The 13,918-nt window shown below is 67.6% G+C and carries 13 protein-coding genes, 1 tRNA gene and 1 riboswitch; of the genes, 9 read left to right on the forward strand and 5 right to left on the reverse strand.

What is annotated here, in order from left to right; translation table 11 throughout:
* Positions 1 to 525 precede the first annotated feature (525 nt).
* Positions 526 to 1,836, forward strand: a complete 1,311-nt coding sequence (locus ACZY0Y_RS18115) for a GmrSD restriction endonuclease domain-containing protein (RefSeq protein ID WP_463959599.1) — start codon at positions 526 to 528, stop codon at positions 1,834 to 1,836.
* A 179-nt stretch (positions 1,837 to 2,015) separates the two neighbouring features.
* Here the strand turns inward: ACZY0Y_RS18115 and ACZY0Y_RS18120 are convergent.
* Positions 2,016 to 2,103: transfer RNA gene (locus ACZY0Y_RS18120), tRNA-Ser, on the reverse strand.
* Between the two features lie 151 nt (positions 2,104 to 2,254).
* On the opposite strand from ACZY0Y_RS18120, the gene ACZY0Y_RS18125 reads away from it, so the two are divergent.
* From ACZY0Y_RS18125 to ACZY0Y_RS18140, 4 genes are read left to right on the forward strand one after another with little or no spacing between them, the layout of a single operon-like run.
* Positions 2,255 to 3,304 carry a zinc-dependent alcohol dehydrogenase gene (locus tag ACZY0Y_RS18125; RefSeq protein WP_463959601.1) on the forward strand — a complete coding sequence of 350 codons (1,050 nt, stop codon included), beginning with the start codon at positions 2,255 to 2,257 and terminating at the stop codon, positions 3,302 to 3,304.
* Positions 3,305 to 3,308: 4 nt separating this feature from the next.
* Positions 3,309 to 3,707: a 6-pyruvoyl trahydropterin synthase family protein gene (locus ACZY0Y_RS18130; RefSeq protein WP_463885853.1), complete on the forward strand. Its 399-nt coding sequence runs from the start codon at positions 3,309 to 3,311 to the stop codon at positions 3,705 to 3,707.
* 25 nt (positions 3,708 to 3,732) lie between these two features.
* Complete coding sequence (locus ACZY0Y_RS18135) at positions 3,733 to 4,899, forward strand: glycosyltransferase (RefSeq protein ID WP_463959603.1); 1,167 nt, start codon at positions 3,733 to 3,735, stop codon at positions 4,897 to 4,899.
* Between the two features lie 27 nt (positions 4,900 to 4,926).
* Positions 4,927 to 6,183, forward strand: a complete 1,257-nt coding sequence (locus ACZY0Y_RS18140; protein WP_463959605.1) for a DNA glycosylase AlkZ-like family protein — start codon at positions 4,927 to 4,929, stop codon at positions 6,181 to 6,183.
* A gap of 43 nt (positions 6,184 to 6,226) precedes the next feature.
* On the opposite strand, the gene ACZY0Y_RS18145 is transcribed toward ACZY0Y_RS18140, so the two are convergent.
* Entirely contained in the window at positions 6,227 to 6,730 is a 504-nt protein-coding gene (locus ACZY0Y_RS18145) for a nucleoside deaminase (protein ID WP_463885857.1), read from the reverse strand.
* Between the two features lie 84 nt (positions 6,731 to 6,814).
* Here ACZY0Y_RS18145 and ACZY0Y_RS18150 point away from each other — a divergent pair, with 84 nt between their 5' ends.
* The 3 genes from ACZY0Y_RS18150 to ACZY0Y_RS18160 are packed head-to-tail and all read left to right on the forward strand — an operon-like array spanning position 6,815 to position 8,722.
* The gene (locus tag ACZY0Y_RS18150) at positions 6,815 to 7,657 is read left to right on the forward strand and encodes a phosphatase PAP2 family protein (RefSeq protein ID WP_463959607.1); all 843 of its coding nucleotides are present in this window, start codon (positions 6,815 to 6,817) and stop codon (positions 7,655 to 7,657) included.
* Positions 7,658 to 7,669: 12 nt separating this feature from the next.
* On the forward strand, positions 7,670 to 8,305 hold the full coding sequence (upp, locus tag ACZY0Y_RS18155; RefSeq protein WP_024366205.1) for a uracil phosphoribosyltransferase: 636 nt from the start codon (positions 7,670 to 7,672) through the stop codon (positions 8,303 to 8,305).
* A gap of 39 nt (positions 8,306 to 8,344) precedes the next feature.
* Positions 8,345 to 8,722 carry a glyoxalase superfamily protein gene (locus tag ACZY0Y_RS18160; RefSeq protein ID WP_463959609.1) on the forward strand — a complete coding sequence of 126 codons (378 nt, stop codon included), beginning with the start codon at positions 8,345 to 8,347 and terminating at the stop codon, positions 8,720 to 8,722.
* A 109-nt stretch (positions 8,723 to 8,831) separates the two neighbouring features.
* Here ACZY0Y_RS18160 and ACZY0Y_RS18165 read toward each other — a convergent pair whose 3' ends face one another.
* The 3 genes from ACZY0Y_RS18165 to ACZY0Y_RS18175 all read right to left on the reverse strand — a co-directional run bounded on the left by ACZY0Y_RS18165 (position 8,832) and on the right by ACZY0Y_RS18175 (position 12,226).
* A complete protein-coding gene (locus ACZY0Y_RS18165) occupies positions 8,832 to 9,569 on the reverse strand; it encodes an aggregation-promoting factor C-terminal-like domain-containing protein (RefSeq protein WP_463959611.1) in 738 nt (245 codons plus the stop codon).
* Positions 9,568 to 9,728: riboswitch (cyclic di-AMP (ydaO/yuaA leader) on the reverse strand. Its footprint overlaps the gene before it by 2 nt.
* 104 nt (positions 9,729 to 9,832) lie before the next feature.
* On the reverse strand, positions 9,833 to 11,482 hold the full coding sequence (locus tag ACZY0Y_RS18170) for a sensor histidine kinase (RefSeq protein WP_463959612.1): 1,650 nt from the start codon (positions 11,480 to 11,482) through the stop codon (positions 9,833 to 9,835).
* Between the two features lie 3 nt (positions 11,483 to 11,485).
* A complete protein-coding gene (locus ACZY0Y_RS18175; RefSeq protein ID WP_160667885.1) occupies positions 11,486 to 12,226 on the reverse strand; it encodes a response regulator transcription factor in 741 nt (246 codons plus the stop codon).
* Between the two features lie 623 nt (positions 12,227 to 12,849).
* Here ACZY0Y_RS18175 and ACZY0Y_RS18180 point away from each other — a divergent pair.
* Positions 12,850 to 13,713: a winged helix-turn-helix domain-containing protein gene (locus ACZY0Y_RS18180; RefSeq protein ID WP_160667883.1), complete on the forward strand. Its 864-nt coding sequence runs from the start codon at positions 12,850 to 12,852 to the stop codon at positions 13,711 to 13,713.
* The last annotated feature ends 205 nt before the right edge of the window (positions 13,714 to 13,918 follow it).

The raw sequence follows: 13,918 nt of genomic DNA on the forward strand, positions 1-13,918 counted from the left end.
ATACCGGAACCCGGACAACTACAAATCGCGTATCCTCTTGAGAAGTGCAGCCCGGATGGCAGCATGAGCAATCATCTCAGCAGACCATTCCCCGGGAACCTTGAAGAGCCGCCAAAGCGAAGCCGTTTACTCTTGCGTTGGGATCTGGCCCGGGCATCTTTCTGGGGAGAGACCATTTCGGTGTACCGATCGAGCCGGATTCCGCAAAGGCTGGCTCCATGGTCTCAAAACGATGGAGCCAGCTGCAGGAATCTTTTGTAGGTGCGGCGCCGTGCCGGTCGCAAGCTTCCGCGGGTCAGGTCTTACGCTGACCCGCGCATGAATCCCCTCAATCCGGGCGCTTGGCCCCGCACCTCACAGCGAATGCCTTCACAGAAGGTTGAAAGTGTAAGTAAAGCCATATACTCCCCTAGGCGCTAGACAGCGTCCTAAGTCTGGAACCGAGCGAAGACGCTACGGTGCTGCAAAATGGGGGAACACCAATTGAATATTTACAAATCGCTCTTAGGCCCGAGGGACCTATCGATGGAGGCGCCGAAGCCTCCCAATAAACCGAAAGCATCCACCTTCGTCGTCGGGGCCCTCGCCCTGATTTTCATGGCTCTCGGAGGTGCCAGCGGTGGAATTGGTGGGGCACTGATTTTCCTCGGCATATTCGCTGCCATGACGGGTCTGTTCATCCTCGCCACCGGCCGTCGCTCATGGGCACGCCTGCCCGGCGGAAGAAAAACGGGCGGCATCGTCCTTGCGGCGTCACTTGCACTCGTCATGGTTGGCGGCCTCACCACAACGGCGAAACCTAAAGAGAATCTGGATGCCTCAGCAGCTTCAGATAGCGAGAAGCGGGCCGCCAGCCCGTCCAGTTCCGCAACACCTTCCTCGACTCCCTCCCCAAAGGCGTCCGCCACGGAGACCGGCGCTCCGCTGGACCCGGATAACAACTCGGATGTGGCCGTAGGGGTCAGCTACGCTGCCCCTAAAACCCAGCCTGCTTACGCGACCAAAGCACTTGATCTTCTCGATACGCTCGTCATCAAGGGCCGTGCTCCAAAGACCGGCTACGACCGTGCGATGTTCGGCCAGGCATGGGCGGACGTTGATCGAAATGGCTGCGACACGAGAAACGACACACTCAAGCGGGACCTGACGGACGTGAAGTTCACGAACAGCGTGCCCTGCAAGGTCCAAAGCGGAAACCTCGCGGATCCCTACACCGGCAAGAGCATCAGCTTTCTGCGCGGCGCAGCTACAAGTTCTGCCGTACAGATTGACCACGTTGTGGCATTGAGCGACGCCTGGCAGAAGGGCGCACAGCAGCTCAGCCTTGAGCAGCGCACGTCCTTCGCGAATGACCCCCTCAACCTTCAGTCCACCGATGGGCCGACGAATATGCAGAAGGGTGACGGAGACACCGCGACGTGGCTGCCGCCGAAAAAGAGCTACCGGTGCGAGTACGTGGCCCGACAGATATCCGTCAAGGCAACCTATAGTCTGTGGGTAACCCAAGCCGAACATGACGCCATGGCAAGAATCCTGGGCGACTGCACCGGTCAACTTGCCCCGACCAGTGAAAAGGCTCCGCCAGCACCCGAACCTGTGCCCTCGGCGGCAGCGGTTGTTGTTGCCCCCGCGCCCGCGCCTGCGCCGTACGTAGCGCCGGCGCCCGCACCAGCGCCCTACATTCCACCGGCACCTGCACCGGCGCCCGCACCTGCCGCCTACTACGCCAACTGCACCGCGGTAAAGCAGGCGGGGGCTGCTCCGATCTACGCGGGACAGCCCGGATACAGCCGAAGCCTGGACCGAGACGGCGACGGGATCGCCTGCGAGAAGTAGGAACAAGGAAGTAGCCCCGCCAGCTCTAGTAGCCGGCGGGGCCTCTTTGGCCCGGACCCTGCGGGAGCAAGCGGGCTGGTCGGCTGCTTCATGCGGGCGGCGACCGCTGAGGGCCGTCTAGATAAAGCAAAGGCCCCGGGCCTCCTCTGTAAACAAAGGGAAGCAGGGGCCTCGCTACTTGGCGGTGACGGTGGGATTTGAACCCACGTTGGCTTTCACCAAACAACATTTCGAGTGTTGCACCTTCGGCCGCTCGGACACGTCACCAACCTCAATAGGTTACCGGAGCAAAGCGCTCATCCACAAAACGGCGCCCCAACAGACCCCGGACGCCGTCCGTCCGGACCCCGGGCGGCGCCGCGCCCGGGGCCGCCGGGACTTCCCGGCGAAGGGGCAGTGGACTAGATTCGTCAGCAAGATGAGCACTTCAGACCAGCAGACACCCCAACCCACCACTGCCACCGCATATTGGACCGTCGGCCCCGGGAAGGGGGAGCTCCGGCGCGAGGATCTGCGCGCTCCCGGCCCGGGCGAGGCGCTGGTGCGCACCCTCTACTCCGGCATCAGCAAGGGCACCGAGCTGGTGGTCCACAACGCCCGCGTCCCGGAGTGCGTGGCGGAGGAAATGGCCGCCCCGAACCAGGAAGGCTCCTTCCCGTCCCCGGTGAAGTTCGGTTACCTCTCCGTCGGCGTCGTCGAGGCTGGCCCGGCTGACTGGCTGGGAAAGACCGTTTTCTGTCTCTACCCGCACCAGGACCGTTACGTCGTCCCGGTGGAGTCGCTCACCGTGGTTCCGGAAGACGTTCCCGCCCGCCGCGCCGTGCTGGCCGGCACCGTCGAGACCGCGATCAACGGGATCTGGGAGGCCGGACCCCGCCTCGGCGACCGTGTCGCCGTGATCGGCGCCGGCCTCGTCGGCGGCATGGTGGCCAAGCTCCTGAGTTCCTTCCCGCTCGGCCGGCTCCAGCTGGTCGACGTCGACCCGGCGAAGCGGGCGTTCGCCGAAACGCTCGGCGTCGAATTCAGGCACCCCGACGACGCCCTGCCGGACTGCGACATCGTGATCCACTGCTCCGCCTCGGAAGAAGGCCTCGGGCGGGCCCTGCAACTTGCCGGCGACGACGGCGACGTCATCGAGATGTCCTGGTACGCCGACCGCAAAGTCACCGTGCCGCTGGGCGAAGACTTCCACGCGCGCCGGCTCTCCATCCGTGCCAGCCAGGTGGGCGTCGTGGCCCGGGCGCGCCGCCACCGCCGCACCAACGCCGACCGGCTACAGCTGGCCGTCTCACTGCTGCGTGATCCCGGGTTCGACGTGTTCCTGACCGGCTCGTCCCCGCTCGCGGAGCTGCCCGACGTCGTCCAGCGGCTCTCCGACGGCGCACTGGACGCGCTCTGCCACGTTATTGAATACCCGGTGAGTGGAGACCCCGCCATCGACCCAGCCACAACAGAAGCCACGAGGTAAATCCGTGTTCAGCCTGACTGTCCGCCGCAACTTCATGATCGCCCACAGCCTCCCTCGCCCCGCCTTCGGCCCGGCCCAGGGCATGCACGGCGCCACGTTCGTCACGGAAGTGACCTTCCGCCGTCGGGCCCTGAACGACGACTCGATCGTCCTGGACATCGGCGAGGCCGGCGAGGTGCTGGATTCCATCCTCGAAGGCCTGAACTACAAGAACCTCGACGAGCACCCGGACTTCGCCGGCAGGCTCAGCACCACCGAGGCACTGGCCCAGTACGTCGCCGACGCCGTCGCGGCCAGGATCCGCACCGGCGCGGACGGACGCGAGCTCGCCGGGCTGGACGTCACCCTGCGCGAAACCCCTGACGCGTGGGCCAGCTACTCGCTCGACTTTGAGGCCAGCTAGGACTTCGGTGCCAGCCAGGAGCAGGTTGCGGCCGGGTGCCCTCCGCCTCCGCCTGGTGGTGCCCGGCAACGTACGCCACAACTCGGGCGGCAACGTCTACAACGCCGCCCTCGCCCGGGAGCTTGCCGCGCTGGGAGTGGAGGTTGAAACCTGCCCGGTCGACGGCGACTGGCCGGTGGGCAGCGCGGCGGACCGGCAACGGCTGGGCGCCCTCCTGCGCGACGACGACGACGGCGACGGCGGCGACGGCACCGGGCGCACGGTCACCCTCGTTGACGGACTGCTCGCATGCGGGGCGCCGGAGGAACTCGCGGCCGCAGCGGCTGTGGGCTGGCCCGCCTGGATCCTGCTGCACATGCCGCTGGATTCGGGAGTTAATGACACCGGCCACGATCAAGCCGGTTTGGAACGCCGGGCACTCCGGGAAGCGGCCGGGGTGATCTGCACCAGCACGTCAGCGGCGGCCGGCATCCGGGCCCGGCACGGAACAGATGGCCTCCAGGTAGCCCTGCCCGGCACCGACACCGCCGCGCTGGCCTCCGGATCGGAGCCGCCGCACCTGATTGCCGTGGCCGCCCTGCTGCCCAACAAGGACCAGTCACTGCTCCTCGCCGCACTCTCCGCCCTGCCGGACCTGCCGTGGACCGCCTCGCTGATCGGCTCCGACACCGCGGATCCCGCCTATGCCGCAGTACTCCGGGACACGGTGACGCGGCTGGGGCTGCAGGGCCGCATCGGGATCACGGGGGAGCTGCGGGGCCCGGCGCTGGAGGCAGAGTGGGCCGCCGCCGACCTGAGCCTGCTCATTTCGCAGGCCGAGACCTACGGGCTGGTGGTCACGGAGTCCATTGCCCGGGGTGTGCCGGTGGTGGTCCGGGCCGGCACCGGCGCCGTCGAAGCGCTCGCCGCCGGCACCCCTGATCCAACGCCCGCGCCGGAACGTGCGGCCGTCTTGCCGGGAACAGCCGTGGTGCTCGGCGCGGACCCTGCGCCCCTCACGGACGTGCTGCGGCACTGGTTGTCCGGGCCCGCCCTCCGCGCCCGCTGGAAAGCCGCCGCGGTTGACGCCCGGGACCGACTGCCCGGCTGGGACGCCACCGCCCGGACCGTGCTGGAAACCCTCTACCCGGAACGCCCGGCCGGGCTGCCGCCCGTCGCGGGGCCGGAAAGCCTGCCGCGGAAGATTCCCTAGCCGCACCCGCTGGTGGACAATGACCCCATGACGCCCGAGCCCCTGACTACGCAGCCCCTGACGGCGAACGCGCCGCCGGCCCGGACCCTCACCCGGGAGCGCCTCCGAGCCTGGGCCTGGCACAAGCAGGGCCTGGACGGCTCACTGGCCGGCTGCACCTCGGAACAGGTATTCGCCCGGGCGGGCTGGGCACGCTCCGTCGGCGGCGCCAACCCTTACCTCACACTCTTCGCCCGGGCCGGCATCCGCCGAGAACAAGTGGACTCCGACGTCCTGGCGCACCGGATCCTGGAACTCCCGACGGCGCGCGGCTGCACCTACGTCCTGGGCCGGGACGACTTCGCCTGGGCCCTGCGCCTCGGCCGGGAGGCGGCCGAGGCCGCCGTCAAGGTGGTCGGCCGGCTCGGCGTGGACCGCGGCGAAATCACCCTGTTGGAGGAGCAGGTGCTGCACACGCTCGCCGAGGCCGCCGTTCCGATGGACCCGCGGCAGCTCAAGGACGAACTCGGCGAATCCGTGCGGAACCTCGGAGAGGACGGCAAGAAGAAGGGCGCCACCACCACGCTGCCCACCGCCCTTGGCGTCCTGCAGTCGCAGGGGCGGATCCGCCGGGTCCCGGCCACCGGGCGCCTGGACCAGCAGCGCTACGCCTACGAACTGTGGGACCTGCCGCCGGGCCCGCTCGACGACGACGGCGCCCGCACCGAAATGATCCGCCGCTACCTTGGCTGGACCGGAGGGGCCACCTTCAAACAATCGCAGTGGTTCACGGCTTTCACCGTGGCCCAGAGCAAGGCGTCGCTGGCCGCGGCCGGCGCGGTCGGGGTTCCCACCGCCGCCGGGGACACGCTGTGGATGCTGCCCGACGACGTCGAACGGCTCGCCGCGTTTGAAGAGCCGGCCGGGGAGCAGATCCAGCTGCTTGCGGGCACGGACTCCCTCACGCTGTTGCGGCGCAACGCCGCCGAGCTCCTGGCCGACGAGGACCAGCACACGAAGGCCCTGGGTTCGCTCGCGCTGCAGGCGGACCTCCCGGACCATCCCATCTTCGACCGGGGCCGGATCATCGGGCTGTGGCAGTACGATCCCGGCAGGGAACGGATCGTTCCCTGGGTGTTCCACGCGCCCACGGCCGCTGTGACGCGCCGGATCGCCGAAGTGGAGGACTGGATCCGCGCGGACCTGGGCGACTTCCGCGCGTTCAGCCTCGATTCACCGGCCACCCGGCAGAAGAGGATCGACGCCCTGGCGGCCGCCGCGGCAGGCTCCGCCGCCGGCAGGTAAGGCTCCCGGGAACACCGGCGCGGGGAGTCGAGATGGCCCAGGTTCAGGCGCCGCGGTGCCCGGCGAAGAAGTCCCGCAGCAACGCGGCGCACTCCTGCTCCCGGACCCCGCCATACACTTCCACCCAGTGGTTGAGCCGGCGCTCGCGGAGGATGTCGAACACGGACCCGGCGGCCCCGGCTTTCTCGTCCCACGCCCCGAAGACCACCCGTGGGATCCGGGCCAGCACCACGGCGCCGGCGCACATGGCGCAGGGCTCCAGCGTCACCACCAGCGTGCAGTCCGCCAGCCGCCAGCCGTCACCGGCGCTCCCGCCCCGGGAGCTGAGTTCCTGCAGCCGGGCGGCGGCCGCACGGATGGCCACCATCTCCGCGTGCGCCGTCGGGTCGCCGAGTGCCTCGCGTTCGTTGCGCCCGCTGCCGAGCACCGTGCCGTCGGGGCCCATGACGACGGCGCCGATCGGCACGTCTTCGGTGGCCAGGGCGGTGCGCGCCTCGGTGAGGGCAAGGCCCATCCATTCGGCATGGCGGGGCTCGGGGGAAGTCATGGCTCAATGATAGTTTCGACAGTAAGCAAGCTGTGCAGCCCGGCTGCCCGGCAACGACACCGGCACTAACATTCGGGAGAAACCGTGAACACCGGGACAGAGAGCTGGTTGACGCAGCGCTGGGGCAAATGGGTGGTGCCCTACGCGGCGCTGTGGGCCACGATGCTCATCGGCGGTGTGGTGGTGCTGGTCCTGGCGCTGCTGAGTGCCGAGGTCTATGACAACGTCGTGGACGACGCCGGCCTGGCGAACCTGGACAAGCCCACCCTCGGGATGATGGAGCAGCTCCGCAGCCCCGGCCTGGATGCGTTTGTCACGGGCTTCACCAACATCGGCGGCGGGATCGGGATGCCCATCCTGGCCAGTATCCTCACGGCGTGGCTCATCTGGGCCAGCCGGACCTGGCGGCCGCTGATCCTGATCGGCGGCGCTGCCGCCGTCTCCGTGACCGCGACGTCCGTGGGCAAGAAGCTGATTGGGCGCACCCGCCCGGACCACGCCGACGCCGTCCCGCCCTACGAAACCTCGCCGTCGTTCCCGAGCGGCCACACGCTCAACACCACGGTGGTGATCGGACTGGTGGTGTACCTCGCCTGCCTGCAGATCAAACGCACCCTGGCCCGGGTCGGCCTGATAGCGGCGGGGGCGGTGTTCATCTTCGCGATGGGGATGAGCCGGGTCTATCTGGGCCACCACTGGATGACCGATGTGATCATCGGCTGGGTGCTGGGACTGGCCTGGGTCGGGATAGTGATCCTGGCCCACCGGCTCTTCCATGTCCTGCGGCACCGGGAACAGGCCGGACCCGCACCGACTTTCGACAACGAGGTCCACCTGCGCGACGGCGCCGCCGGCAGCGGCGCTCCGGGGGAGACCAACGACGTCGGGACCCGCGGTCCCACGGGCGGGCCCCCTGCCGCCGGGTGATAGTTTTGACCCATGCGCACTCTCGTTGTGGACCACCCGCTGGTCGCCCATAAGCTCACCGTCCTGCGGGACAAGAACACCCCGTCCCCGGTCTTCCGCCAGCTCACCGAGGAACTCGTCACGCTTCTGGCGTACGAGGCCACCCGGGAAGTCCGCACCGAACCGGTGACCATCGAGACGCCGGTCAGCACCACCATTGGCACCGCTTTCACCAAGCCCACCCCGCTGGTGGTCCCCATCCTGCGCGCCGGACTCGGCATGCTTGAGGGCATGACCAAACTGGTCCCCACGGCCGAGGTCGGATTCCTGGGCATGGCCCGCGATGAAGAGACCCTGGACATCATCACGTACGCCGAACGCCTCCCCGAGGACCTCACCGACCGGCAGATCTTCGTCCTGGACCCCATGCTCGCCACCGGCGGCACGCTGCGCGAGGCCATCAAGTTCCTCTTCAAGCGCGGCGCCTCCGACGTCACCTGCATCTGCCTGCTGGCCGCCCCGGAAGGCCTGGCGAAGCTGGAAGAGGAGCTTGCCGACGCCAACGTGACGATCGTGCTCGCCTCGATCGACGAGAAGCTCAACGAGAAGTCCTACATCGTCCCGGGCCTGGGCGACGCCGGCGACCGCCTCTACGGCGTGGCCGGCTAACCCCTTCCGGAAACAGCACCCGGGGCTAGCCTGAGCCGCATGGACTGGAAACTTGAACTTGTCTTTGTTCCCGTGTCTGATGTGGACCGTGCCAAGGATTTCTACGTCAACAAGGTCGGTTTCAACGCCGACTACGACGAACGGCCCATGGACGGCATCCGCTTCGTCCAGCTGACCCCGCCGGGCTCGGGGTGCTCGATTGCCATCGGCGAGGGGCTCAACGACGCTCCGCCGGGAACGGCCCCCAGCCTGCAGCTTGTGGTCAGCGATATCCAGGCCGCGCACAAACAGCTCAAGGACAACGGCGTGGACGTCAGCGACGTCGACGTCCAGGAGTGGGGGCACTTCGTCTACTTTGCCGACCCGGACGGCAACAAATGGGCGGTGCAGTACATCCCCAACCGTCCCGGCGGTTAGCCGCTCCGCGACACCGTCGCCGGACTGCGGCAGGCACAGGCGAGGCCCCGGATCCAGTGGATCTGGGGCCTCGCTTCCGTCCGGGCCTGAGGCCCGCGGTGTCGGTTGTTTAGTACCAGTTGTGCGCGTAGTGGAAGTTCAGGGCGCCGCACGGGGAGCCGTAGCGGTCCTCGACGTACGTCAGGCCCCAGTTGATCTGGGTCCGGTAGTTGGTGCGGTAGTCGGCGCCCGCGCTGGCCATTTTCCCGGCCGGCAGGGACTGGACCACACCGTAGGCGCCGCTGCTCGGGTTGGTGGCAGTCGTCTTCCAGTCCGACTCCTTGGTCCAGAGCTTCATCAGGCACTGCATCTCGTTGGCGGCCCAGCCATGGGAACCCAGCTGGCTGGCCGCGTACGCCTGTGCGCCGGCAGGATCGTCGACGGCAACAGGAGCGGGTGCCGGGGCGGGCGCGGGGGCCGGGGCAGCCGCCGGGGCCGGTGCTTCGGCGGGCTTCACCTCGGTGGACTGGGCCGCGACGCCGCCGCTGGGGACGGGGGTCTGGTTCGCCACCCGGACACGTTCAAAATCGAGGTGCGTCAGGGGGGCCGCCGTGACGGTTGATTCCGTGGAGTTGCTGGCGTTGGCAGTGCGGGCGGCTGTCTCGGACGCCTGGCCGGCGGCTCCGACTCCCACAAGCACTGCACAAGCGGCAGCAACAACGGCCGCCCGGCGGCCGGTGGAGCCTACGCTGGTGCCAAACCGGGACAGCGCGGAAGCGGGCTTGGCCGGCTCGGCGCGGTGACGAGATGGCTTGGAGCGGGTCGGTGCAGCGCCGTCAGGGCGCGATTGTGCCTTGAATTCAGTCATGATCGCCTCTCAACGCCTGCGGAGTTAGCTGTCGGGTTCGGATGAGGTCATCCGGCCGAACGGAATCTCACGTGTCGGCTTCACCCCAAGGGTGCAATGTGCAGAAATGCCCGGGAACTCTGGGTCCCCCGCCTCTGCCTGGTCCAGCGGAATCCGGGAGGCGGCAGAGCTTGGCGTACATCCGGATATGCGGCCCTAGTGATGGCCGCACCCTAAAAACCGTACAGGACTCGGACTGCTAAGTCACATTTTGGTAACAGGGATCACGACGACGGCGTGGCCGCTTGCTCCCGGGCCTGGCCGGCGGCGGCCCCGCCCCGGCCCGCCGGAGGTGACGCCGGCAGGCGCACCGTGAACTCGGTCCGGCCGGGCACCGAGGCCACGCTGACCATCCCACCGTGGGCCTCCACAATCGACTGCACGATCGACAATCCCAGCCCGCTGGTTCCCTCAGCCGACGCGGCGGAAACGGTCGCGGAGGCAGCGGCGGCCGGGGGGCCGGGGAGCGTCCGGGGCGGGTGGATCGGAAGGCGGGGAAGGGGCCGCCGGCCGGGTGCCGGCGTCGTGCTGGTCACGGGATTCTTCCGGGACGCGTCCGCGCGCGTGAACCGCGCAAACACCCGGTCCACGAACTCGGGGGCGATCCCGGCGCCGTTGTCCGTCACGGTCATCACGGCGCTCCCGTCCGGCGCGCGCTTCACGCCGGTCACCACCATGGTGCCGGGGCCGGTGTGCTTGCGCGCGTTGGAGAGCAGGTTGGCCAGCACCTGGTGCAGCTGGGTCGCGTCCCCGCGGACCACCACCGGCTCCTCCGGGAGTTCCAGATGCCAGACCCGGTCCGGGGCCATGACCTTCTCGTCGCTGACCGTCTCGATGGCCAGCTGGGTGAGGTCGACCTCGGTGAGCTTGAGGGGCTGGCCCTCGTCCAGCCGGGCAAGCAGGAGCAGGTCCTCCACCAGGGTGGTCATCCGTTCGGACTGGCTCTGCACCCGGGCGAGGGACTTCGCGCCGTCGGGGGTGAAGTGTTCGGTCATCCGCATCAGCTCGGTGTAGCCGCGGATGGCTGTCAGGGGTGTGCGCAGCTCGTGCGAGGCGTCCGCCACGAACTGGCGGACCTTCATCTCGCTCTTCTGCCGGGCTTCGAGTGCATGGGAGACGTTGTCCAGCATCAGGTTCAGGGCATGGCCGACACTGCCCACCTCGGTGCCGGGATGAGCCGCGGCGGCCGGCACGCGCATGGCGAGCCCCACTTCACCGGCGTCGAGCGGGAGACGGGAGACCTGTGTGGCCACTTCGGAGAGCTGATCGAGCGGCTTCATGGTCCGGCGGATCAGTGCCGTCCCGGCCAGGCCGATCACGACGAGGCCGCCAGCGGACACGAGCACCATCGTCCAGACCAGTGAAGCCAGCGTGTTCTGTTTCTCGGCGAGCGGCAGTCCGGTGACGATCACGTCGCCGTCCGGGGTCTCGGCTGCCACCAGCCGGTAGGCCCCGGCGGACAGTGTCCGGTTTACGGGCTCGCTCCGGGTGGCGAGCTTGAGGAGAACCTCGTCGTCCTCGTCGGTGAGGGATTTCCGGGTGGCGTCGTCGGCGAGGAAGCCGGCGCCGCGGACGGAATCGTCCACGATCCTGGCGTTCAGGGTGCCGATGCCCTGGCCCCGTGCGTCCAGGGGATCGGCGCGGCCGCCGGTGCGGCCAAACTCGCGGGCGCGGTCGGCGGCCTGCACCAGTTGCTTGTCGAGTTGCCTGGTCAGGAAGGAATCCATCGAGGCATAGCTGACGATGCCGACCGCGCCGCAGATCGCCACAAGCAGGGCCATGGTGACCAGGACAAGCCGGGTGCGCAGGTGCCAGGTGGCGGGATTGCGCCAGCTGAGTCCTGGGCCGTGGACCTCGGGGGAGCGGTCAGGCACGGATCAGTCCGCCGGCTTCAGGACATAGCCGGCGCCGCGCACCGTATGGATCATGGGCGGGTGGTTGGCGTCGACCTTCTTGCGCAGGTACGAGATGTAAAGCTCCACAATGTTGGCCTGCCCGCCGAAGTCGTAGTCCCAGACCCGGTCCAGGATCTGGGCTTTGCTGACAACGCGTTTCGGGTTCTCCATGAGATAGCGCAGCAGCTCGAACTGGGTGGCGGTGAGGTGCAGTTCCTCACCCGCTCGGCGCACTTCCCGCGTGTCGATGTTCAGGACCAGATCCCCGACGACGAGTTCGGCGGTATCCATCGCAGCCACTCCGGAGCGCTGGACCAGCCGGTGCAGCCGCAGCAGCACTTCCTCCATGCTGAACGGCTTGGTCACGTAGTCGTCGCCGCCGGCAGCCAGGCCGGTGATGCGGTCCTGCACGGCGTCCTTCGCTGTCAGGAACAAGGCCGGCACCTCCGGCGCAAAGGCCCGGATCCGGCCCAGCAGCTCAACGCCGTCGAATCCGGGAAGCATCACGTCGAGCACCAGCACGTCGGGACGGAATTCCTTGGCAAGCTTCATGGCTTCAGGCCCGTCGGCGGCGACGGCCACCGACCAGCCCGCCATCCGCAGTCCCATGCTCATGAGCTCGGAAAGGCTGGGTTCGTCGTCCACGACCAGGGCGCGGATGGGAGAGCCATCCGGATGGCTGAGCTGGGGGAGGTTGTTGGTCATGGAGTGCGAGGTGGCCATGGGACAACTCTCCGATCTGCCGGTTAAGCACGGCTTTGGGGATCCTGTGCGGCGCCTGTGAATCCCAGCCTAGCGAGCTGGACATCCGGACCCGCTGGACGGGCGCCATTTCCCGGATCCTCCGGTGACCACTCTGTGGGACGCTGGACATCCAATCGTAAGTAGGCGAACGGTTTGATGGTTCGGGCCTACTGTGAATAATTTTGGAAGTAAGCCGGGTTTGATCGAATTATGTTCGGGTCTATCGGCCCTTCGGCCGCCGACTAAACAGAACAAGTGTTATTTTATTGGGCGGGCAGAATTGTGATCTGCGCTACAATTCCGCGGTTTGTCTCACATCGTGGACTTTAGCGTCCATTGTTACTTGCAAGTTGTCATTGTTACGTTGCACACTTCAATTGTGAACAAGAACTCAACAGCACCTGCAGCCGCAGTTTTTTGGATCAGCGCACCCGCTGGTACCGAGAAGCGCTGTTGTCGAATGCACGCCTAACTTTTACACCCCAAAGGTTTCTAGGCATTCGCCCCCAGCCCAGCGTCGGGCGCCCCTCCCCAGTTTTCATTGCGGGGAAAAGTAGCATTCGAGCCGCGATGACGGCCATTCACATTGAGGTAAGCAATCCATGTCAGTTGCATCCGGATACGTCCACATCTCCGTCCGTAACGCCAGCAAGGCCGGCCAGGCCTCCGGTATCCGCCAGGGCTTCGGCGGCCGGGCATCCTTTGCCCCCGCAGGCGCCGGCAACAGCTTCCCCGCCCCGGGCTATGCGCCGCAGGGATACAACCCCAACTCCTACGGACAGCTCCGCGCTGTTCCGCCGGCCCCGGCCACGGCCCCGACCCCCGTGATTGCCCCGGGGAGCGGCAGCCCCGTCCGTCCCGTCCCGAGCGACAACGTCGCCCGCGGGTTCGTGCTCTACATGGGGATCGACGAGGAAACCGCGGCGGCTGCCGGCACCTCCATTGCGAAGCTGGCCCAGGAAATCCGGGCCTACGCCCAGTCCCTGGTCTCCGGCGCTGAAAGCTACGCCGCCGTCGCCGTCGCCCCCGCCAGCGCACCCGGCTCGGCGCTCGACGTCGTCCGTTCCACCTTCGGTGACCCCACGGTGGGCGCCCGCCAGCGGGCCGAGACCGCCCGCCTGCAGCAGCCCCAGGACCCGCGTCCGTCCGGCGTGCTGATCGACCTTGCCCGCCGCGAAGTGGCGCTCGACGGCGAATCCCTGAACCTGACGTTCAAGGAGTTCGAGCTGCTGAACTACCTCGTCGAGAACGGGACCCGCACCGTGGGCCGCGACGAGCTGCTCGAAGGCCTGTGGCGCAACGCCGAAGAGGTGCCCAACGAGCGGACCATCGACGTGCACATCCGCCGCCTGCGCTCCAAGCTCGGCCGCCTCGCCAACACCGTCCGGACGGTCCGCGGCCAGGGGTACCGGTTCTACGAGCACCCGGAAGTTGTGGTCTGGGCCGCTCCGGAATACTCGATCTAGCTTCCAGTCCACGCAAAGCGTCCGTCCCTTGACTGGGGCGGGCGCTTTTGCTTTCTCTGCGCGTTCCACGCGCACAGGCCGGCATTTTGCCGTGCCTTAGCCTTGATCCACCGATGATGGTCGGGGCGCCGACGGCGGTTTAAACCGAGAATGCCCGTCTTTTCAAGGAAAATGGAGCTTGTCTAGAACCCATTGACCACCGAAA

The sequence above is a fragment of the Pseudarthrobacter kochi genome, from assembly GCF_055412805.1.

What these genes read in the sequence shown, in the direction of transcription:
- ACZY0Y_RS18125 (WP_463959601.1), top strand. Translation starts at nt 2,255, where the DNA reads ATGAGCACTTCAGACCAGCAGACACCCCAACCCACCACTGCCACCGCA.
- ACZY0Y_RS18160 (WP_463959609.1), top strand. Translation starts at nt 8,345, where the DNA reads ATGGACTGGAAACTTGAACTTGTCTTTGTTCCCGTGTCTGATGTGGAC.
- ACZY0Y_RS18175 (WP_160667885.1), bottom strand. Translation starts at nt 12,226, where the DNA reads ATGGCCACCTCGCACTCCATGACCAACAACCTCCCCCAGCTCAGCCAT.
- ACZY0Y_RS18140 (WP_463959605.1), top strand. Translation starts at nt 4,927, where the DNA reads ATGACGCCCGAGCCCCTGACTACGCAGCCCCTGACGGCGAACGCGCCG.
- ACZY0Y_RS18115 (WP_463959599.1), top strand. Translation starts at nt 526, where the DNA reads ATGGAGGCGCCGAAGCCTCCCAATAAACCGAAAGCATCCACCTTCGTC.
- ACZY0Y_RS18145 (WP_463885857.1), bottom strand. Translation starts at nt 6,730, where the DNA reads ATGACTTCCCCCGAGCCCCGCCATGCCGAATGGATGGGCCTTGCCCTC.
- ACZY0Y_RS18165 (WP_463959611.1), bottom strand. Translation starts at nt 9,569, where the DNA reads ATGACTGAATTCAAGGCACAATCGCGCCCTGACGGCGCTGCACCGACC.
- ACZY0Y_RS18180 (WP_160667883.1), top strand. Translation starts at nt 12,850, where the DNA reads ATGTCAGTTGCATCCGGATACGTCCACATCTCCGTCCGTAACGCCAGC.
- upp (WP_024366205.1), top strand. Translation starts at nt 7,670, where the DNA reads ATGCGCACTCTCGTTGTGGACCACCCGCTGGTCGCCCATAAGCTCACC.